This window comes from Streptomyces sp. NRRL S-37, assembly GCF_000721605.1.
GTDB lineage: Bacteria > Actinomycetota > Actinomycetes > Streptomycetales > Streptomycetaceae > Streptomyces.
On sequence record NZ_JOIZ01000017.1, the window covers coordinates 121775 to 141952 of the forward strand.

Below are 20178 nucleotides of genomic sequence, written 5' to 3' on the forward strand. Positions count from 1 at the left end.
ACAGGGGGCGCACAGACGCGCCGAGTGGCGGGCGAGAAGGGGGAACCAGCGCCGGTCACTCACGACCACCACGGGGCGTATTCAGGGCGCCCCCATGACGCCGACACCGTGCCTCGCCGTTCACGCGGAGGGGTGCCTGGTTCAGAGGTTGCGACGCTAGTGCAGGGACGTTTCAAGAGGGATGGCAGCGCTTCGGCAGAGCCGGAGCCGCAGGGCGGGACCGGTCCCAAGGCCGTCGGCTCCTCGCCCCAGCACGCCCAGAACCAGGGCCCGGACGCGGCCGGGAAGGGCGGTGAGGGCACCGGCGCCGCCGCGTCGGGTCCGGCGCCGGCCGCCCCGAAGGGTCCGGCCGGCCCGGGGCCGCGAATAGCCCTGCGGAACTGGCGGATCTCGACCCGTCTGGTGTCGCTGCTCGCCCTCCCGGTGGTCGCGGCCACCTCGCTGGGCGCGCTGCGTATCAACCAGTCGCTGGACGACATCCAGCAGCTCGACAACATGAAGCTGCTGACGGACATGACCAAGCAGGCCACCGAACTGGCCCACGCGCTCCAGGAGGAGCGCGACCAGTCGGCCGGCCCGCTGGCGCACGGCGGCAAGGCCACGGACTTCTCGGTCAAGGGCTACCGCGAGAAGACCGACCGGGCGCGCAACCTCTTCATCGACAGCTCCGAGGAGATCGACGACGCCAGCAAGGACGGCAACCTCAAGGGCGTCCGCGACAACCTGGTGCAGCTCGCCGGTGAACTGGGCGAGCTGGAGAAGATCCGCAACACGGCGTTCCAGTCGGAGGAGAACTCCACCCAGACCGTCGAGGGCTACCACCGCCTGATCGAGAAGCTGGTCGAGCTCTCGCAGGACATGGCGGAGGCCACCAGCAACCCCGAGATGATCCAGCGCACCCGTGCCCTGGCGTCCTTCTCCTCCGCCAAGGAGTACGCGTCGATCCAGCGCGCGGTCCTCGCCGCGGCGCTGCCCACCAGCAACACCACCAAGGGCAAGCTCTCCGACAACGACCGGCTCTACGCCGAGTCCGCGCTGGCGAGCCAGAAGTCCGAGATCCGCAGCTTCAAGAGCATCTACGGCGATGTCGCCGCCACCGAGCTGCTGCTGCCGATCGAGGAGGGCAACAGCACGATCAAGGCCACCGACGAGTACGCCGGGCGTGCCCTGGCCTCGGAGTTCGGCCTGACCTCGGTGGGCGCGCGGTCCTACCGCGACTGGCTGGACGACAGCTCCATCAAGCTCCAGCAGATGAAGAACATCGAGCTCTATCTGCTCGAGGACATGGAACAGCAGGCCCGTGAGCTGCGCAGCGCCACCGAGCGCGACGCGATCATCTCCGGTGTGCTGATCCTGCTCGTGCTCGGCGTGTCGCTGGTCGGCGCCTTCGTCGTGGCCCGCTCCATGATCCGCTCGCTGCGCCGGCTGGAGGACACCGCCACCAAGGTCGCCCAGGAACGCCTGCCCGAGCTGGTCAAGCAGCTCTCCGAGTCCGACCCGCAGGACGTCGACACGTCCGTGGAGTCGGTCGGCGTGCACTCCCGGGACGAGATCGGCAAGGTGGCCGCGGCCTTCGACGACGTGCACCGCGAGGCGGTCCGCCTCGCCGCCGAGCAGGCCCTGCTGCGGGGCAACGTCAACGCGATGTTCACCAACCTCTCGCGCCGCTCCCAGGGCCTCATCCAGCGTCAGCTCTCGCTCATCTCCGAACTGGAGTCCCGCGAGGCCGACCCGGACCAGCTCTCCTCGCTGTTCAAGCTCGACCACCTCGCCACGCGTATGCGCCGTAACGGTGAGAACCTCCTCGTCCTCGCGGGTGAGGAGCCCGGCCGCCGGTGGACCCGTCCGGTCCCGCTGGTCGACGTGCTCCGTGCCGCCGCGTCCGAGGTGGAGCAGTACGAGCGCATCGAGCTGGCCTCGGTGCCGAGCACCGAAGTGGCCGGCCGCGTGGTCAACGACCTCGTGCACCTGCTCGCCGAGCTGCTGGAGAACGCGACATCGTTCTCCTCGCCGCAGACCAAGGTCAAGGTCACCGGTCACGCGCTGCCCGACGGCCGGGTGCTGATCGAGATCCACGACACCGGTATCGGTCTGTCGCCGGAGGACCTGGCGGCGATCAACGAGCGGCTCGCCGCGCCGCCCACCGTGGACGTCTCCGTCTCCCGCCGCATGGGTCTGTTCGTGGTCGGCCGGCTGTCGCAGCGTCACGGCATCCGCATCCAGCTCCGCCCGTCCGACTCCGGTGGTACGACCGCGCTGGTCATGCTGCCCGTGGACGTCGCCCAGGGCGGCAAGAAGCCGCAGGGCAAGCCGGGTCAGCCGGGTGCGGGCGGCGGTGGTCCCGCCGCCGCGCAGGCCGCCGCGGGCGCCGCGGCCGCACGGCGTGCCGCCGGGGCCGGCCAGTCCGCGGGCGGTGCCCTCGGCGCCGGCGCGCCCGGTGGCGGCCGGCTCGGTGCCGGTCAGGGTCCGCGGGCCGCGCTGCCCGGACGGGACGGCGTGGGCCGGCCCGACGGAGCGCGGGGGCCGCAGGGCCAGCCGGCCAACTCCACGCCGTCGCTGTTCGACCGGGGTGCTCCCGGTGCGGCTCCGCAGGGCCGTCCGGCTCCGGCCGGCTTCGGCGGCCAGGCGCCCGGTGCCCCGCAGCAGGGCATGCAGGCCGCGGGTCCGAACGGACAGCAGGACCAGGACGCCTTCGGTGGCGGCCGCGGCCAGGTGCCGCCGCAGCGCGGCGGCGGAAAGCCCGAGCGCTCCCGCCGTCCGCAGCTTCCGCCGCGCGGCGGTGCGCGCCCGGAGCTGCCCGGCGGTGACCAGCAGCAGCCGCGCATGCCGAGCTGGAGCGACGAGAACGCCCAGCCGCCGGTGCCGCGCGCCTCGCTGGACGCCCCGCGCGGTCACGAGGAGCCGGACACCGCCCGGACCTCGGCCATGCCCCGGTTCGACGACCGGCAGGGCCCCGGTGCCACGGCGGAGATGCCCCGGTTCGACGACCGTCAGAACCCCGGTGCGCCCGCCTACGGCGCCCCGCAGAACACGGGCCAGTACGCCCGGCCCGGCGCGAACGGTGCCCAGGACACGGGCCAGTACGCCCAGCCGGGTGCGAACGGTGCCCAGGACACCGGCCAGTACGCCCAGCCCGGCGCGAACGGTGCCCAGGACACCGGCCAGTACGCCCAACCCGGCGCGAACGGTGCCCAGGACACGGGCCAGTACGCCCAGCCCGGCGCGAACGGCGCCCAGGACACCGGCTCGTACGCCCGGCCCGGCGCGAACGGTTCCCAGAACACGGATCCGTTCCTCCGCGGTGACATCTTCGGCGCCCCGCAGGGTGGTCCGGGCGGGCAGAACCCGGCCGCGACGGGCCGGTTCCCCGCCCCGCAGGGCTACGACAACGGCTCCACCGGCCAGTTCCAGATGCCGGGCCAGGACAACGGTGCCACGGGCCGTCACTCCCTCCCGGAGCGTCCGAACGCCGCGGACCCGGCCGTCACCGGCCAGTACGAGCGTCCGCAGCCGAACGGCACGCACGGAGCCGGCCCGGCCGCCCCGCGTCCGCCGGCCCCGCAGCAGGGCCCCGGCGGTGCCGCGCAGCGGCCCGACGGGCGCGCGGTGTCCGACGCGTGGGCGCTGCCGCCCGCGTCCGGTCCGGGCGACGGCCGTACGCCGCTGTACGACACGCTGGAGACCAACTGGTTCCACGGTGGCGGGCAGGAGCAGGGCAACGCCTCGGCTCCGGCACCCCAGCAGCAGCACCAGCCCCAGCAGCCGCAGCAGCCGCAGCAGCCGCAGGGCCCCACCGGCCCGCAGCGGTCCGCTGCCACCGCCTGGCGCAGCTCGCCCAACGACGAGCTGGTCCGGCAGGCCGAACGCGTCCGGCAGCCGGCCGCGGGCGGCGTCACCACCTCCGGCCTGCCGCGCCGGGTGCCCAAGGCGAACCTCGTCCCGGGCACGGCTCAGCAGCAACAGCACCAGAGCGGTCCTCAGGTCTCGCGCGCCCCCGATGACGTGCGCGGCCGGCTGACCAATCTCCGTCGGGGTATCGCACAGGGTCGTCAGGCCGGCACCACCCAGACCGGCAGCTTCCCGAACCCCACTCACCAGCAGGAGCGTTAGTTGAGCCCGATGAGCCAGGCGGCACAGAACCTCAACTGGTTGATCACCAACTTCGTGGACAACACCCCCGGGGTGTCCCACACCGTCGTCGTGTCCGCCGACGGTCTTCTGCTGGCCATGTCCGAGGGGTTCCCGCGCGACCGCGCGGACCAGCTCGCGGCCGTCGCCTCGGGACTGACCTCCCTGACGGCCGGCGCCTCCCGGATCTTCGAAGGCGGCAGCGTGGCCCAGACGGTCGTCGAGATGGAGAGAGGATTTCTCTTCCTCATGTCCGTCTCCGACGGCTCGTCCCTGGCCGTTCTCGCGCACCCCGAGTGCGACATCGGCCTCGTCGGCTACGAGATGGCGCTCCTGGTCGACCGCGCGGGAGCGGTCCTCACCCCGGACCTCCGCGCCGAACTACAAGGAAGTCTGCTCCACTGATCGGCCCCGGCACCACCCGTCTCACCAAATCACCGTCCGGCCGCCACAATCCCCCCACCGGCCCCGTCAGACGGCTTGACCGACCGACTTGCTGTCCCGCCCGGAGGACCCATGACCCCGCCCACCGCCTCTCATGATCCGTACGCGGAACCGTACGAGGACGAGGGCGACCAGCCGCTGGTGCGTCCGTATGCGATGACCGGCGGCCGGACCAGGCCGCGTTATCAGCTGGCCATCGAGGCACTGATCAGTACGACGGCCGATCCGGCAGCGCTCATGGGACTCCTTCCGGAGCACCAGCGCATCTGCCATCTGTGCCGTGAGGTGAAGTCGGTCGCCGAGGTCTCGGCGCTGCTCAACATGCCACTGGGTGTTGCCCGGATCCTGGTGGCCGACTTGGCGGAGGCGGGACTCGTCGCCGTGCACCAGCCGGGCGGCGACGAGACGACCGGCGCCCCCGATGTGACACTGCTCGAAAGGGTGCTCAGTGGACTTCGCAAGCTCTAACGGCGGGACGGTCTCCGAGAACCGTGCCACCACGTCCGCGAAGATCGTGGTGGCGGGCGGCTTCGGCGTGGGCAAGACCACGTTCGTCGGGGCCGTTTCGGAGATCAACCCGCTGCGCACGGAGGCCGTCATGACGTCCGCCTCGGCGGGCATCGACGACCTCACCCACACCGGGGACAAGACCACCACCACGGTGGCCATGGACTTCGGCCGTATCACCCTGGCGGATGCGAAGAGTGCGTTGATCACATTGGTCGAGCACGCTCTCATGGCGCGTCTCAGGTAAAGCCGGAAAAAGAGGCGACATACAGCAGTTGTCGTAGACGTCCCGGAGCCGGCTGTGTCCTTTGACACCGCCGGCCCCGGTGTTCATAACGTTTCGGCAGAGGAATCGGAGGAGACCGACACGCGACGCGGTCGCGCGGTACCGCTGTGCGCACGAACGAACCGCCTTTTGCCGGTGCTCGCTCTGTATGACCGTTTTATCTAGGACTTACATCACTCGGATTCCCCGCCCTCCCATGTTTGGAAGAGCTCTGGTCGGCATGCTGGAATGCCTGAACTGCCCAATAGTCAAAGACGTACTCCACAGTCGATGGCACACCGGGCTCTGAGACACAGCGGCACAACGATGGTGCCGACCGCCGAGAGGTTGTTGGTCGAGTGAGGCGAAGCAAGAACAGTCCCGAGCCGTCGTCGGCCCGGGGCAACTTCACGCCGCCGCCGCGCACAGCGGCGCCCGCCCCCGTGCCCGGTCCCGAACCGACGGCCGCACCCGCCAAGAGCGGAGGCCGCCTTTCCCCGCGCAACTGGCGCGTGACGACCAGGCTGAACGCGATCCTGCTCATACCCGTGCTGGTCGGCCTGGTCATGGGCGGCTTCCAGGTGAAGGGCTCGATCGACACCTGGAACGAGGCCGAGGACGCGGAGAACACCGCGCGTCTGGTGCAGGCCTCCCTCGCCTACGCCGACGCCCTCTACAACGAGCGGGACGTCACCGCGGTTCCGCTGCTGCAGGGCAAGGGCACGAGCGACCCGGACGTCACCAAGGCCCGCGCCGCGACCGACAAGGCCGCCGACGCCTTCGACGAGGCCGCGCAGAGCATGCCGGACAAGCCCGGCCTGAAGCGCCGGATGGACCTGTTCCGCAAGGTCGAGCCCCAGCTGGCCACGCTGCGCGCCGCCGCGTACACCTCCAAGCTCAAGGGTGTCGCGACCGAGGAGGGCTACGTCGCCGTCGCCCACCCCCTGATGGAGTTCGCCAACGACCTCGGTCTGGGCACCGGCAACATCACCAGCTACGGACGCACGGTCTACGCGATCTCGCTGACCAAGTCGGCCCTGTCGCTGGAGCGTTCCATCGGCATGCACCTGCTGGTGAAGCCCGGTCCGACCGACAGCCAGCTCGCCAGCCAGCGCGTGGCCCTCTCCTCGTACGCCTACCTCGAGCGCATCGCCGTCGAGGAGTACCGGGGCGGTGGCACCGAGGCCGACGCGGAGAAGCTGGAGCAGACGGCGCAGCGGATCGAGGCCGAGGGCACGGCGATGGCCCGGGACGCCAAGCAGCGGGACCCGGACTACGTGGCGCCGCCCGCGAAGACGGAGACGATGATCTCCGAGCTGGGCCGGCTCCCCTCCACGGAGGCGTCCGCCCGTGCCGAACTCGCCGCCCAGGGCATCACCCCCGCCAACTGGTGGGCCGTGAACACCCTCAAGTTCGACGGTTACCGCGAGATCGAGGCCGACCTCACCGACAGCGCGGTGAGCGAGGCCGCGCAGATCGCCGACGACGCCCAGCGCGACGCCCTCATCACCGGTGCCGCCGTCGTCATCGCCCTGCTCGCCGCGTTCATCCTGGCCGGCATGGTGGCCCGCCAGATGAGCCGCTCCATGCGCCAGCTGCGCAACGCCGCCTTCGGCATCGCCGAGCAGCGCCTGCCGATGCTGGTCGACCAGCTCTCCCGTACCGACCCCGGCCGGGTCGACACCAAGGTCGCGCCGATCCCGATCTCCACCACCGACGAGATCGGCGAGGTCGCCCGCGCCTTCGACCAGGTCCACCGCGAGGCCGTCCGGCTCGCCGCCGAGCAGGCCCTGCTGCGGGGCAACATCAACGCGATCTTCACCAACCTGTCGCGCCGCAACCAGTCGCTGATCGAGGGCCAGCTGAGCCTGATCACCGACCTGGAGAACAACGAGGCCGATCCGGACCAGCTGGAGAGCCTCTTCCGCCTGGACCACCTCGCGACCCGTATGCGCCGCAACGGCGAGAACCTCCTGGTCCTCGCCGGCGAGGAGCCCGGCCGCCGCTGGGACCAGCCGGTGCCGCTGGTCGACGTGCTGCGCGCCGCCTCCTCCGAGGTGGAACAGTACGAGCGCATCGAGCTGTCCGGTGTCCCCGAGGCCGAGATCCACGGCCGCGCGGTGACCGACCTCGTGCACCTGCTCGCCGAGCTCCTGGAGAACGCCACCACGTTCTCCTCCCCGCAGACCAAGGTCCGCGTCACCGCGACCCGTCTGCCCGACGGCCGCGTGATGGTCGAGATCCACGACAAGGGCATCGGCCTGACCGCCGAGGACTTCGCCGACATCAACCACAAGCTGGCCAACCCGCCGACCGTGGACGCCGCGATCTCGCAGCGCATGGGCCTGTTCGTGGTCGGCCGGCTGTCCGACCGGCACGGCATCCGGGTCCAGCTGCGCCCCTCGGGCGAGCAGGCCGGCACCACCTCGCTGGTCATGCTGCCGGACGCGATCACCCACGGTGGCGGCGGCGAGCAGCAGCCGGACCGCGACGAGTTCACGGTCTCGCAGATCATCCCGGAGCAGAACTTCCAGGGTGAGGACTTCGGCCGCCAGCCGCTGCGCACCGCCGCGGAGCTGGGCTTCGACGACAGCCGCTACGAGGTCCCGGACGACATCCGCGACCTGGACCCGGTCGGCCGTTCCCTGATGCGCGAGGAGCGCCGGGCGGCCCTGGAGTCCCAGGCGCAGCCCGAGCCGGCCGCCGCGAACGCCCAGGAGACCCCCGAGGCGCCCGCCTACCCGGACGGGTTCGCCGCCCAGCAGGGCTACGACGACGGCCAGGGCTACCAGGGCGACGGCCAGGGCTTCGACGCCGGCTACCAGGAGCAGCAGACCGCCGGGTACGACCAGCAGGCGTACGACAACGGGCAGCACACGGCGTACGAGGAACCGCAGCAGCAGCAGACGTACGGCGAGGGGTTCTACGCGCCGGACGGCGGGGCGGCGCGGAACGACGCCTTCCCGTCCAACGACGCCTTCCCGTCCAACGGCGGCTACCCGGACGCCTCCTACGCGGAGCCGGCCCAGGACGATTGGCCGCAGCAGGGCGGTTACCACAACGGCTACCCGGACCAGTACCCTGCTCAGGCCCCGGAATCGGAAAATACGCAGGCCGCTGACGCACGTGAGCAGGACAGCGTAGGCTTCGACCGTCCGGGACCGGCTGTCTCCGACGTCCACCCGCTGACCGACGCCGGGCTTCCCCGCCGCGGATCCACCGCGGGCGGCGCGAACGGCTCGAGCGGCGCGCGGCGTATGGACCAGGAGCCGCCGGCTTCCACTCCGGAGGGCAACGGCGACAGCGGCTGGCGTTCGGCGAACGACGAGCACTGGCAGCAGGCATCGTCGCTCCGGAAGCCCAAGGCCGGCGGAGTGACCTCTTCCGGTCTGCCGCGGCGCGTCCCCAAGGCCAATCTGGTCCAGGGAGCCGCCGAGGCCACCCCCCAGGGAGGCCCCCAGGTCTCCCGCGCCCCGGAAGACGTCCGGGGCAGGCTGAGCAACCTGCGTCGCGGTGTCCAAAAGGGCCGCAGCGCGGGCAGTGAAACGAACGGTCAGGGCTTCGGTTCTGACAGCACCTACAACCAGGAGCGTTAGTGTGAGCCCGATGAGCCAGGCGGCACAGAACCTGAACTGGTTGATCACCAACTTCGTGGACAACACCCCGGGGGTGTCCCACACGGTGGTGGTCTCCGCCGACGGACTCCTTCTGGCGATGTCCGAAGGCTTTCCGCGCGACCGCGCCGACCAGCTCGCTGCCGTCGCCTCCGGCCTGACGTCTCTGACGGCAGGCGCCTCCCGGATCTTCGAGGGCGGCAGCGTGAACCAGACGGTTGTGGAGATGGAGCGGGGATTCCTGTTCATCATGTCCATTTCTGATGGCTCGTCGCTCGCGGTTCTCGCACATCCCGAGGCGGACATCGGCCTCATTGGGTACGAGATGGCCCTTCTGGTCGACCGGGCCGGTACGGTCCTGACCCCGGATCTTCGAGCAGAGCTCCAAGGGAGCCTTCTCAACTAGAGGACAGACGGTGCGTTTTGGCGTTCCGGGGCCGTAAGGTTTCGGGACGCGGCTCCACAGCGATGGGTGCCAGGCACAGTCGGAGGAGGAGAAAGTGGCAACACCCCCAGACGGTTCATCCGCGGGCAACTGGTCGTACGGCCCCGCCCAGGGCCAGCACGACGGTTCCCAGAACCGGTACGGATACCCCTCCGCGCCCCACCACGGTCAGCCGTACGCGCCGCAGGGCCCCGGCCCTTCGCCGTACGACCAGCCGCACGCCCCGCGCATCCAGCCGGTGCAGCCGCAACGCCGGGCACCCGAGCCGACGCCCGCCGGGGCGTCGAACAATCCCCTGGTGCGCCCGTACGCGATGACGGGCGGCCGCACCAGGCCGCGGTACCAGCTCGCCATCGAGGCGCTGGTGCACACCACCGCGCAGCCGCACCAGATGCAGGGCCAGCTGCCCGAGCATCAGCGGATCTGCACCCTCTGCCGGGAGATCAAGTCGGTGGCCGAGATCTCGGCCCTGCTGACGATCCCTCTCGGTGTGGCCAGGATCCTCGTCGCCGACTTGGCGGAGGCGGGACTGGTCGCCATCCATCAGCCCGGCGGCGACGAGAACGCCGGCGGCCAGCCAGACGTGACACTGCTCGAAAGGGTGCTCAGTGGACTTCGCAAGCTCTAGCGGCGGTCCTTCCCGCTCCACCACCTCGGCGAAGATCGTGGTGGCGGGTGGCTTCGGCGTGGGCAAGACCACGTTCGTCGGGGCCGTTTCGGAGATCAACCCGCTGCGCACGGAAGCCGTCATGACGTCCGCCTCGGCGGGCATCGACGACCTCACCCACACCGGGGACAAGACCACCACCACGGTGGCCATGGACTTCGGCCGTATCACCCTGCAGCCGTACCAGCCGGACGAGGTGCGCGAGGCGCTGCAGATCGGGCCCGACACTCCGATCATCACCACCGACGCGCGGCATCGCGCCGACGCGAAGTCGGCGCTGATCACTCTCGTGGAGCACGCGCTGATGGCGCGCCTGCGCTGACGGATGCCGCCGCCTGCGGGCGGCGCCTCGCCGGCGCCGAGCGGCGCAACGCCCCCTGCGGCCACTGGGTTGCCGGGGGCTGTTGCATGCCGGGTGCGGGCAGTCTGTGGTTTGTCGCGCAGTTCCCCGCGCCCCTGGAGGGTGGCCGCTCGCGCATGCCAGGTGCGGGCAGTTCGTGGCTGGTCGCGCCCGCGCAGCGGAGCCGCATATCGTCACAGCCCCGCGCCCCTGGGGCGGTGCCCCTGCCGGGGTGTGAAGAAGGGCCCCTCCTTTTGTGGAGGGGCCCTTCTTGGGGTCAGCGCCAGCTGTGGGGGGCTCGGAAGCCGCCTTCGCGTTCCAGGCGGCGCCAGCCGGCCCGCGCACGGCCGTGGTGGGCCGGAGCCGCCGGCCGGGCGGCGGCCCTGGCCAGCAGGATCGCCGTGATCGCGGCGACCTCCTCCGGCCCGGCGTCGCCCTTCTCGACACGGATGTCAGGTGTGCTCATGGCTATCGGTCTCCCTGGGAGAGATGTCCGCCGGGTCACTGCGGCGGGTTGCCGTGCTTGCGGGACGGCAGATCGGCGTGCTTGGTCTGCAGCATCGCCAGCGAACGGATCAGCACCTCGCGGGTCTCGGCCGGGTCGATGACGTCGTCGACCAGTCCGCGCTCGGCGGCGTAGTACGGGTGCATCAGCTCGGACTTGTACTCCTTGACCATGCGCGCCCGCATGGCCTCGGGGTCCTCGGCCTCGGCGATCTGACGCCGGAAGATGACGTTGGCCGCGCCCTCCGCGCCCATCACGGCGATCTCGTTCGTCGGCCAGGCGTAGGTGAGGTCGGCGCCGATGGCACGCCGGCCAGCGACTGCGGCTGGTTGGCGACGATGCCGACGACCTGGCCGTCCAGCCGGGCCAGGGCGCAGATGATGTTGCGCGCCCAGCGCTCGTGGACCTCCAGGTACTCGCCGTCGTCGACGATCTCCTCGATGACCTTGGCCATGTCGTACGGCCGGTTGCCGTCGGCGGGGACCAGGTCGAGCAGGACGTCGCCGCGGCGGTCCGCGGCGTCGGCGCACTCCACGCGCGGCGGGTTCTCCCGGTTGTTCTGCGGGAGCAGGGAGAGGAGGTAGCGCACCTCGTGGATGCACGTCTCCTCGTCGTCGTAGGCGAAGTGGCAGACGCCGCTGGTCTCGGCGTGCACGTCCGCGCCGCCGAGGCCGTTCTGGGTGATCTCCTCGCCGGTGACCGCCTTGACGACGTCCGGTCCGGTGATGAACATCTGCGAGGTGTCGCGGACCATGAACACGAAGTCGGTGAGGGCGGGGCTGTAGGCCGCGCCGCCCGCGCAGGGGCCGAGCATCACGCTGATCTGCGGGATGACGCCGGACGCCTTGGTGTTGCGCTGGAAGATGCCGCCGTACCCGGCGAGGGCGGAGACGCCCTCCTGGATGCGGGCGCCGGCGCCGTCGTTGAGGGAGACCAGCGGTGCCCCGGCCGCGATGGCCATGTCCATGATCTTGTGGATCTTGGTGGCGTGGGCCTCGCCCAGCGCGCCGCCGAAGATCCGGAAGTCGTGGGCGTAGACGAACACCGTGCGGCCCTCCACCGTGCCCCAGCCGGTGATCACACCGTCCGTGTACGGCTTCTTCTCCTCCAGACCGAAGCCGGTGGCCCGGTGCCGGCGCAACTGCTCGACCTCGCGGAAGGACCCCGGGTCCAGCAGCAGTTCGATGCGCTCCCGCGCGGTCAGCTTGCCCTTGGCGTGCTGCGCCTCGGTCGCCTTCTCGCTCGGGCCGGCCAGTGCCTGCGCACGGATCTCGTGCAGTTCGGCCACGCGTCCGCGCGCGTCGGTCGGCTCACCCGGCGCCTCATCCAAAACGGTCATGTAGTGACCTTACGAAGCCGACCTGGAAATGCGAGCCGTCGACTCCTCACAGTCTCCGGGGTGTTTTCCTGGTACCCCTGAACAGAACCCCGGCGGTATGCAGCCGTTCCGACTGCTCAGAGGGCATCCCCCTTGTGGGGGTCGCACAAAGACGGCACCTGAGAGCCACCTCACATTCATGTGAGGCGCATGCACCCGTTCGGGTCGGTCCGCTCATCCGGAGCGTAGCGGGGGCGGTGGTCCGCTCCCCGCCGGGGTCTCAGCCGAAGCGGTCGAGGAGCCTGCGGTAGAGGCCGGGGGTCAGGGCGCGCACCCGGGAGGGGAGGGCGAGCCAGGCGGGGATGTAGGTGTCGTCGCGGCCCTGGGAGACGGCGTTCCAGACGGCGGCCGCGACCCGGCCGGCCGAGGTGGGGCGCGGGTGGGAGCGGCGGTACGGCGTGCCGCGGCGGGCGAAGAAGCCCGTCTCCACGGGGCCGGGCACGACGAGCGTCACCCCCACCCCCGTACCGCGCAGTTCCTGGCGGAGCGCCTCGGCGAACGCGGCGAGCCCGGCCTTGGCCGCGGAGTACACCGCCTCCTCCCGTACGCCGACCGAGCCGGCCACCGAGCCGACGAGCACCACCCGGCCGCCGCCGGCCGCCACCATGGCGGGCAGCACCTCCCGTACGAGGTGCAGCGTCGCGTTGAGGTCCAGGAACAGCACCCGGTCGATGTCGGTGTGCGGCATGGTCAGGAAGGGCCCGGCCCAGCCGATGCCCGCCCCGGCGACCAGCACGTCGACGCGTCCGGTCTCCCGCAGCGCGGCCTGTGCCAGCATCTTGGCCCCGTCCGGCGCGGCGAGGTCGGCGGGCAGCAGGACCGCCGAGGTGCCGGACGCCGTCTCCTCGAGGCGCCCCCGGTCCCGGCCGCTGAGCAGCAGCTGCCAGCCCCCGGCGGCGAAGCGCCGCGCGGTGGCCGCGCCGATGCCCGAGGAGGCGCCGGTGACGAGGGCGACGCGCCGGCCGGTGCGCGGCGGCGGCCCGTGGCCGCGTGCCGCCGCCGCGGCGGAGGCCACGGCACCGGGTGCGGGGTCCGCCGGGGGGTCGTAGGTGGAACCGGAACCGGTGGTGGTCACGAGTCGGTCTCCCATGCGCTGTCGCTGCGGATCCTCGGCTTCCAGGACACCCCCACTCCGGTGCACCCTGCCAGCGCTGGAGCCCGTCCGCCCGCCCCGCTTCCGCCTCTGCCGGAGGGCGGCGTCCGTGCTCACGGGGGCCGGCGCGCCGCGCCGCAGGACCACTCCTGCGGGCCGCGGGGTACGTCCAGGCGGGCGTATGGCGGGGACGCCGCCGCGTGTGCCGGGATACGAAGGGGACGCCCTTCCGTACCCGGTCCGTCCGACCCCGTGGCGAGGTCCCCATGCGTCTGCTGCTCGTCCACCCCAGTGCCCTGATGTACTCCGAGATCTTCCTCCGGCTCGAACCGCTGGGCCTGGAGCGGGTGGCGGGCGCCGCCCGCGAGGCCGGTCACGAGGTCCGGGTCGTCGACCTCCAGGTGCTGGGCGTGAACCGGCTGCGCGACGAGGTGCGGTCCTTCCGTCCGGAGGCGCTCGGCGTCTCGCTCAACTACCTGGCGAACATTCCCGAGGCGATCGCGCTGGCCGCGCGGGTGAAGCGGGAGGTGCCGGACTGTTTCGTGTTCTTCGGCGGGCACAGTGTCTCGTTCGTCGCCGAGAAGGTCATCGAACAGGCGGAGGGCGCGGTCGACGCGGTGGTCCGCGGCGAGGGGGAACCGGCGGTCGCGCCGCTCCTCGAGGCGGTGCGCGACGGCGGGGTGGAGGGTGTGCCGGGCGTCGTCACGGCGGCCGGGCGAGGGCCGGCGCCGCTGATGCTGCACGGCATCGACGGACCGCTCCCGGCCCGCGACCTGATGCGCGGCCGGCGCCGCTACTTCATCGGCGAGCTCGACCCGTGCGCGTCCATCGAGTTCACCCGCGGCTGCCCCTGGGACTGCTCGTTCTGCTCGGCGTGGACGTTCTACGGCCGCAGCTACCGCAAGGCCTCGCCCGAGGCGGCGGCGGACGACCTGGCGAGGATCCGCGAGCCGAACGTGTTCATCGTGGACGACGTCGCGTTCATCCGGCCCGAGCACGGGAACGCCATCGCCGCCGAGGTGGAGCGGCGCGGCATCCGCAAGAAGTACTACCTGGAGACGCGCGCCGACGTCCTGCTGCGCCATCCCGAGGTGTTCGAGCGGTGGGCGCGGCTGGGGCTGCGCTACATGTTCCTCGGCATGGAGGCGATCGACGCCGAAGGGCTCGACCTGTACCGCAAGCGGGTCAGCCCGGACGAGAACCTGAAGGCCCTGGAGACGGCCCGCCGGCTCGGCATCAAGGTCGCGATCAACCTGATCGTGGATCCGGCCTGGGACGAGGAACGCTTCCGCGTGGTGCGGGAGTTCGCGCTGGCCGTGCCGGAGATCGTGCACTTCACGGTGATGACGCCGTATCCGGGTACGGAGATCTGGCACACCGAGTCGCGCCGGCTCACCACCCGCGACTACCGCCTCTTCGACATCCAGCACGCGGTGGTGCCGACGACGCTGCCGCTGGAGCGTTTCTACGAGGAGCTGGTGCGCACCCAGGCGGTCATCAACCGCAAGCACCTGGGGGTGCGCACGGCGTTCGGCGCGGCGCGCGTGCTCGGCCGCAACCTGCTGCACGGGCAGACCAACTTCGCCCGCATGCTGTGGAAGTTCAACCAGGTCTACAACCCGCGCCGGCAACTCGCCGACCACGCGCGGCCGGTGCGCCACGAGCTGCCGCTCCCCCAGCGCCTCGACGTCGGCGACCGGCGCACGCTCTACGTCCACACGCGGGGGGCGACGCGGGGCGCGCCGACCGGCCGGACACCCGACTAGTCCGCTCCCGGGGCTCTTCCGTCATGGCGGTCGCCGTCCTCGCCTCGCTCGCCGCCGGTGTGTGTTTCGCCGTCGCGGGGGTCCTGCAGCAGTGGGCGGCGGCCGCGCGGCCGGACGCGGAGGCGCTCACCGCGCGGCTGCTGGGCCGGCTGGCGCGGGATCCGTTGTGGCTGTGCGGGATCGGGCTGGCCGTGGTGGCGTACGGGTTCCAGTCGCTGGCGCTGGCGTTCGGGCCGCTGAGTCTGGTGCAGCCGCTGATCGTGGCCGAGCTGGTCTTCGCGGTCCCGCTGTCGGCGCGGCTGTACCGGCTGCGGCTGGGCCGGCGGGAGTGGTCCGGCACGCTCGCGGTGGCGGCGGGGCTGGCGCTGGCGCTGCTCTCCGCCCGCCCGCACGGCGGTGACCCCCGGGCGGCCGGCCCGCTGTCCTGGCTGCCGGCCGTCGGCGCGGTCGCGGCCGTGGTGTGCGGTGCGCTCGCGGCCGCGCGGGTGCTGTCCGGTCCGTGGCGGGCCTCGGCGACGGCGCTCGCCGCGGGGGCGGTGATGGGCACCCAGTCCGTCCTGCTGGCCGCGACGGTGGACCGGCTCCGGCACGGGCTGCCCGCGGCCCTGGCCGCCTGGCAGACCTACGCCCTCGTCGCGGCCAGTGTGGGCGGCCTGCTGCTCATCCAGAGCGCTTTCCAGCAGGGCCCGCTGGCCGCGACCATGACGGTCCTGGACGTGACGGAGCCGGTGGTCGCGGTGGCCATGGGCATGTTCCTCTTCGACGAGACGATCCGTACGGGCCTGCCGGTCTCGGCGGTGACGCTGACGGGTCTGGCCCTGGTGGCCGCGGGCATCGCGGCCCTGGACACGTCGCCGGTCGTCGCGGCGTCGCACGGCCGGCACCGGGCCGCCGACGGGTGACCGGGCCCCGGCGGCAGGGTTTTTCGCCCCCGCCGCCCCTTCCCTTCCCGTCCCTGAGGGCTCCGCCCCCAGACCCCCTTCGCGCAGTTCCCCGCGCCCCTGAGGGGCGCGGGGAACTGCGCGATCGCCCACGGCGTGTGTCCGGGTGCCTCGGGCCGGGCGGCTCAGGTGGTGCGGGAGCCGGGCCGGCGGGGCGGCCGGGTCCAGACCGGGAGGAGGTCCTCCTCGAGTACGCGGTCCCAGGTGGGGTGGGCGGTCCTGGACGTCTCCACGGCCCGGCGCCGTACCGCTTCCCGCGCGGCGGGCCGCCCGACCAGCGGGTGCAGGGCGTCCGCCCAGGCCGCCGGGGAGTCGGCCGGGACGACGATGCCGTCGAGGCCCGGCGCGGCCAGCCAGCGGGTGGTGCGCGCGCCCTCGGGCAGGACCACCGCCAGGCCGCACGCCATCGCCTCGGCGACGACGTTGCCGCTGGTCTCCGTACGGGAAGGGAAGGCGAAGACGTCGCAGCCGGCGTACACCCGTGCCAGCCGGTCCTGCGGGAGCGGCCCGAGCAGGGTGACGTCCGGGCCGAGCGCGCGGCGCACGGCGTCCTCCTCGGCGCCGGAACCCGCCATGACCAGGTGCGGGACGTCGCCCCGGGCGCGCAGCAACCGGACGCTCTCGGTCAGCAGCGGCACGCCTTTGCTGGCGTCCAGCCGGCCGGCGAACAGCACCAGCGGGCGGTCTGCCGGGACGCCGTACGCGCGGACGAGCCAGTCCCGCGCGGTGGGGTCGGGCCGGAAGAGTTCGTGGTCGACGCCCCGGCGCAACAGGGCGACCCGGTGCGGCCCGAGGACGCGGGCGAGTTCCGCGCGGCCCTCCGGGGTCGGGACGAGGACGCGTTCGCAGGGCTCCAGCAGCCGGTCCCGGCGCCGGCGCAGCGCGTTCTCGGCCCGGTCCGCGAGCAGCTCCTCCACCCTCGGATGGCTCCCGGGCAGCCACCGCCCGGCCAGGTAGCGGGCGTAGACGGAGGCCAGCAGCGGTACGTCGGTGTGCACGGAGCCGATGAGCCGGGGCCGTGGGGCGGGCCGCCGGGCCGCGCGGCGGTGGAGCCGTACGGCGGTGGCGGCGAAGGCGAAGCCGTGGGTGAGGTGCCAGACGTCGTGGCGGGGCAGCAGGGCGGCGAGCCGCGGGTGGTACGGCGCGAGGTCGCAGACGTCCTCCGCGCGGTCGGCCGAGCGCGTCGCCGCCGAGCTGAGCACCGGCCGGAGCATGACGAGCCGGACGTGCGGGGAGAGCCGCTCGACCCGTTCGCGTTCGCCGAGGAAGTAGACGGTCAGGTCGAGGGGTGTGCCGCCGGAGCCGTCGGGCAGGCGCTCCGTGAGGCGGGCGGCGCTCCGCGCGAAGTGCTCCCAGCACTTCACCTGGCCGCCCGACGTATCGCGCCGCACCAGTTCCACCAGGACCGCGACCGAGGACACGACCGGTGGGTACCACCCGTCGCGGCGGCCCAATCCCGCCACCTTCGCCAAACATGTTGAAAGTTAAAGAGAATGGGTCTACGGTGGACTTCATCAGGTTAGTTGAACATTAAACCTCACTCCCGCAGGAGGACACCATGGGCATCTTCGGCCGCAAGGACGACGAGACCGCCACCGCGACCACCACCGCGGTCAACCCGGACCTGGCCGCGCTGACCGGCGAGTACACGATCGACCCCGCGCACTCCACGCTCGGCTTCGTCGCCCGGCACGCCATGGTCACCAACGTCAAGGGCAGCTTCCAGGACTTCACCGGCACGCTGCACCTGGACGGCGCCGACCCGGCCAAGTCCACCGCCACCCTCGACGTGGTGATGGACAGCATCGAGACGGGCAACGCCGACCGTGACGGCCACCTGAAGAGCGCCGACTTCTTCAAGACGGACGAGTTCCCGACGATGACCTTCCGCACCACCGGGGCGGAGGCCCTCGGCGGCGACGACTACCGCATCACCGGCGACCTGACCATCCTGGGCACCACCCGGCCGCTCACCATCGACCTGGAGTTCAACGGCGCCGCGAAGGACCCCTTCGGCAACGAGCGCGTCGGCTTCGAGGGCAAGGCGGAGATCCTGCGCTCCGAGTGGGGCCTGACCTGGAACGCGGCACTGGAGACGGGCGGCGTCCTGGTCTCCGACAAGATCAAGCTGAACTTCGACATCTCGGCGATCCGCAACGCCTGATCCCGCCGGCGCGGCGCCCCGCCCGGTGCCGCCTTCTGAGCGCGCCCGCCTCCCGTCCCCGCAGGGGAAGGCGGGCGCTCGGCGCACCGGGGTCACAGGAAAGGCGCATCATGGCCGGTATGACGGTCAGTGGAGCGTTCTCACGGCCCGGGTGGGTCGTCGTCGCCGAGTACGAGAACCTGCCGGGTCGCCTTCGCCCCTGGGCGGCCGTGTGCGGTTGACTGCGTGAGCGGGGGATCGACTGGATGCCGTTCACCGCGGAGGAGCTGCGGCTGGATCACGCGTGCGGGCCGGACCGTGACGGGCGGTGGCGGGGGTGGATCACCGTGTCCGTCGACGTGGAGGCGTTGCGGCGGCTCGGGCTGGATCCCGGGCGGGCCGGTCTCGCCGCCCCGGGCGGCGCGTCGCCGCCCGGGTGGTGGCATGCCGCCGGGGAGCGGTACGCGGTGGAACGCGGATGGCCGAGGCGGGATCCGCCGGGCGGTCAGAAGCCGCCCCCGAAGTCCCCGCCGCCGCCTCCGAAGTCGCCTCCGCCGAAGCCTCCGCCCCCGCCGAAGTCGCCACCGAAGTCCCCGCCGTCGAAGTCCGCGCCCGAGACGTCGCCGCCCTCGTAACCGCCGAAGTCGCCATAGCCGGCGCCGTAGTCGGCCGCGTAGGCGGGACCGGCCATCATGCCGCCGAGCATGGTGCCGACGAGCAGGCCGGGCAGCAGTCCGCCGCCGAAGTAGCCGCCGGCCCAGGGGCCGTACGCGGGACCGGCGTCCCAGTAGGGGCGGCGCCCGTACTCGGTGTCGACCTCGCGGACGGCGGGGTCGAGGCCGTCGGCCAGCCGGGCCCGGTCGGCCGCGCACACCGGGACCTCGCGCTCGGCACCGCCCGGCGGCGTCCAGACGGCGTCGGCGACCGAGGGGCCGTGGCGCGGGTCGAAGAAGCAGGGCGGGCGGCGCTCCGGCAGCGGGCGCCCCTCCCGGCGCGCGGCGAGGGAGGCGAGGGCGAAGCGGCCGTCCTCCACGGCCTGGGTGACGGCTCGGACGTCCTCCGGTTCGCGGGCAGCGGCCATGAACGACTTGGACTTGTCGTAGGCGTCCAGCGCGCGCTCGTAGTCCGCGCGCATCGCGTCGTCCGCGCCGGGCTCGGCCGGGTGGAAGTCGAGGCGGTCGAGTTCCTCGCCGAACGCGGTGATGTCCTCGTCCACCATCACCCGCAGCTTCTCCAGCGCGGCCCGCCGCTCCTCCTCGTGGCGCCGCCGGTTGCGGCGGGACACCGCGTAGATGCCCGCGCCGCCGGCCGCGACCAGCGCTCCGACGGTGATCAGCCCGCCGACCGGGACACCACCGCCGGACCCGTCGCTCCAGGAGTCCGGCGCGGAGCCGCCGGTGCTGCGCAGCGCGTTGTCGACGAAGTCGTTGAGCTGGGCCTTGGCGTCGCCGGCGCCCTGTACGGACGTCACCAGGTTCCGCACACCCTGGTTGCTGAGCACACTGCTGTCGGCGCGCGCGTCGAACTCGTCGCCGAGGCGGATGCCGTACAGACCGGTGACGCCGGTCTCGGTGCGCAGGTTCTGGAAGAGGTTCCGCGTCGGGTAGTCCGCCGGGAGGACCGCCACGAAGACGGGTTCGTCCGCGTCCTCGATCCTGTCGGCGAGGGCCTCGGCGTCGGACTCCGCCAGGATGTCCCGGGCCCCGGGGTCGACGTAGACGGGACTCTCGCGCAGTGCGCGGGCGATCTCGGAAAGGTCCGTGGCCGCCTGCGCCCCGGGCGCACCGGCCATCAGGACCGCCAGTGCGGCGGCCACCGGCATGATCAGCAGGCGTATCAGACGTATGTGGATACGCGTCGGTGCGGCCTCCATACGTTCGCACGTACCCAAATGGGTGGTAAACAGACATCGGGCCCGGCGGGAATTCCTGTGCCGTCCCGC

Annotated in this window: 14 protein-coding genes and 2 pseudogenes; 11 read left to right on the plus strand and 5 right to left on the minus strand. The window is 72.3% G+C overall.

Annotation, left to right across the window (positions count from 1 at the left end; all coding sequences use genetic code 11):
* Positions 1-159: 159 nt before the first annotated feature.
* From IH50_RS0124510 to IH50_RS0124545, 8 genes and pseudogenes are all read left to right on the plus strand, one after another.
* Positions 160-4110 carry a nitrate- and nitrite sensing domain-containing protein gene (locus IH50_RS0124510; RefSeq protein ID WP_030866236.1) on the plus strand — a complete coding sequence of 1317 codons (3951 nt, stop codon included), beginning with the start codon at positions 160-162 and terminating at the stop codon, positions 4108-4110.
* Between the two features lie 9 nt (positions 4111-4119).
* Positions 4120-4533, plus strand: a complete 414-nt coding sequence (locus IH50_RS0124515; protein ID WP_003993189.1) for a roadblock/LC7 domain-containing protein — start codon at positions 4120-4122, stop codon at positions 4531-4533.
* 111 nt (positions 4534-4644) lie between these two features.
* On the plus strand, positions 4645-5040 hold the full coding sequence (locus tag IH50_RS0124520; RefSeq protein ID WP_004924977.1) for a DUF742 domain-containing protein: 396 nt from the start codon (positions 4645-4647) through the stop codon (positions 5038-5040).
* Positions 5021-5263, plus strand: a pseudogene (locus IH50_RS0124525) (ATP/GTP-binding protein); the annotation flags it as partial. The gene IH50_RS0124520 and the pseudogene IH50_RS0124525, both read left to right, overlap by 20 nt.
* Before the next feature lie 440 nt (positions 5264-5703).
* Positions 5704-8940 (plus strand): nitrate- and nitrite sensing domain-containing protein, encoded by a 3237-nt coding sequence (locus IH50_RS0124530; protein ID WP_030866241.1) that lies wholly within the window; start codon positions 5704-5706, stop codon positions 8938-8940.
* 10 nt (positions 8941-8950) lie between these two features.
* On the plus strand, positions 8951-9364 hold the full coding sequence (locus IH50_RS0124535; protein ID WP_004983065.1) for a roadblock/LC7 domain-containing protein: 414 nt from the start codon (positions 8951-8953) through the stop codon (positions 9362-9364).
* Between the two features lie 94 nt (positions 9365-9458).
* A complete protein-coding gene (locus tag IH50_RS0124540; RefSeq protein ID WP_030866244.1) occupies positions 9459-10031 on the plus strand; it encodes a DUF742 domain-containing protein in 573 nt (190 codons plus the stop codon).
* Entirely contained in the window at positions 10012-10392 is a 381-nt protein-coding gene (locus IH50_RS0124545; protein WP_030866247.1) for an ATP/GTP-binding protein, read from the plus strand. The genes IH50_RS0124540 and IH50_RS0124545 overlap by 20 nt, the downstream gene beginning before the upstream one ends.
* A gap of 295 nt (positions 10393-10687) precedes the next feature.
* Here IH50_RS0124545 and IH50_RS0124550 read toward each other — a convergent pair whose 3' ends face one another.
* The 3 genes and pseudogenes from IH50_RS0124550 to IH50_RS0124560 all read right to left on the minus strand — a co-directional run bounded on the left by IH50_RS0124550 (position 10688) and on the right by IH50_RS0124560 (position 13368).
* Positions 10688-10876 (minus strand): acyl-CoA carboxylase subunit epsilon, encoded by a 189-nt coding sequence (locus tag IH50_RS0124550; RefSeq protein WP_030866250.1) that lies wholly within the window; start codon positions 10874-10876, stop codon positions 10688-10690.
* Positions 10877-10911: 35 nt separating this feature from the next.
* Positions 10912-12254, minus strand: a pseudogene (locus tag IH50_RS37940) (acyl-CoA carboxylase subunit beta).
* A gap of 259 nt (positions 12255-12513) precedes the next feature.
* The gene (locus tag IH50_RS0124560) at positions 12514-13368 is read right to left on the minus strand and encodes an SDR family NAD(P)-dependent oxidoreductase (RefSeq protein ID WP_030866253.1); all 855 of its coding nucleotides are present in this window, start codon (positions 13366-13368) and stop codon (positions 12514-12516) included.
* Positions 13369-13652: 284 nt separating this feature from the next.
* Between IH50_RS0124560 and hpnR the strand changes: the two genes are divergently transcribed.
* A complete protein-coding gene (gene hpnR, locus IH50_RS0124565) occupies positions 13653-15152 on the plus strand; it encodes a hopanoid C-3 methylase HpnR (protein WP_030866254.1) in 1500 nt (499 codons plus the stop codon).
* A 23-nt stretch (positions 15153-15175) separates the two neighbouring features.
* A complete protein-coding gene (locus IH50_RS37945; RefSeq protein WP_037872819.1) occupies positions 15176-16054 on the plus strand; it encodes a DMT family transporter in 879 nt (292 codons plus the stop codon).
* 164 nt (positions 16055-16218) lie between these two features.
* On the opposite strand, the gene IH50_RS0124575 is transcribed toward IH50_RS37945, so the two are convergent.
* Positions 16219-17514 carry a glycosyltransferase gene (locus IH50_RS0124575; protein WP_030866262.1) on the minus strand — a complete coding sequence of 432 codons (1296 nt, stop codon included), beginning with the start codon at positions 17512-17514 and terminating at the stop codon, positions 16219-16221.
* Positions 17515-17651: 137 nt separating this feature from the next.
* On the opposite strand from IH50_RS0124575, the gene IH50_RS0124580 reads away from it, so the two are divergent.
* A complete protein-coding gene (locus tag IH50_RS0124580; RefSeq protein ID WP_030866266.1) occupies positions 17652-18257 on the plus strand; it encodes a YceI family protein in 606 nt (201 codons plus the stop codon).
* Positions 18258-18741: 484 nt separating this feature from the next.
* Here IH50_RS0124580 and IH50_RS0124585 read toward each other — a convergent pair whose 3' ends face one another.
* Complete coding sequence (locus IH50_RS0124585; protein WP_030866269.1) at positions 18742-20109, minus strand: hypothetical protein; 1368 nt, start codon at positions 20107-20109, stop codon at positions 18742-18744.
* Positions 20110-20178 lie beyond the last annotated feature (69 nt).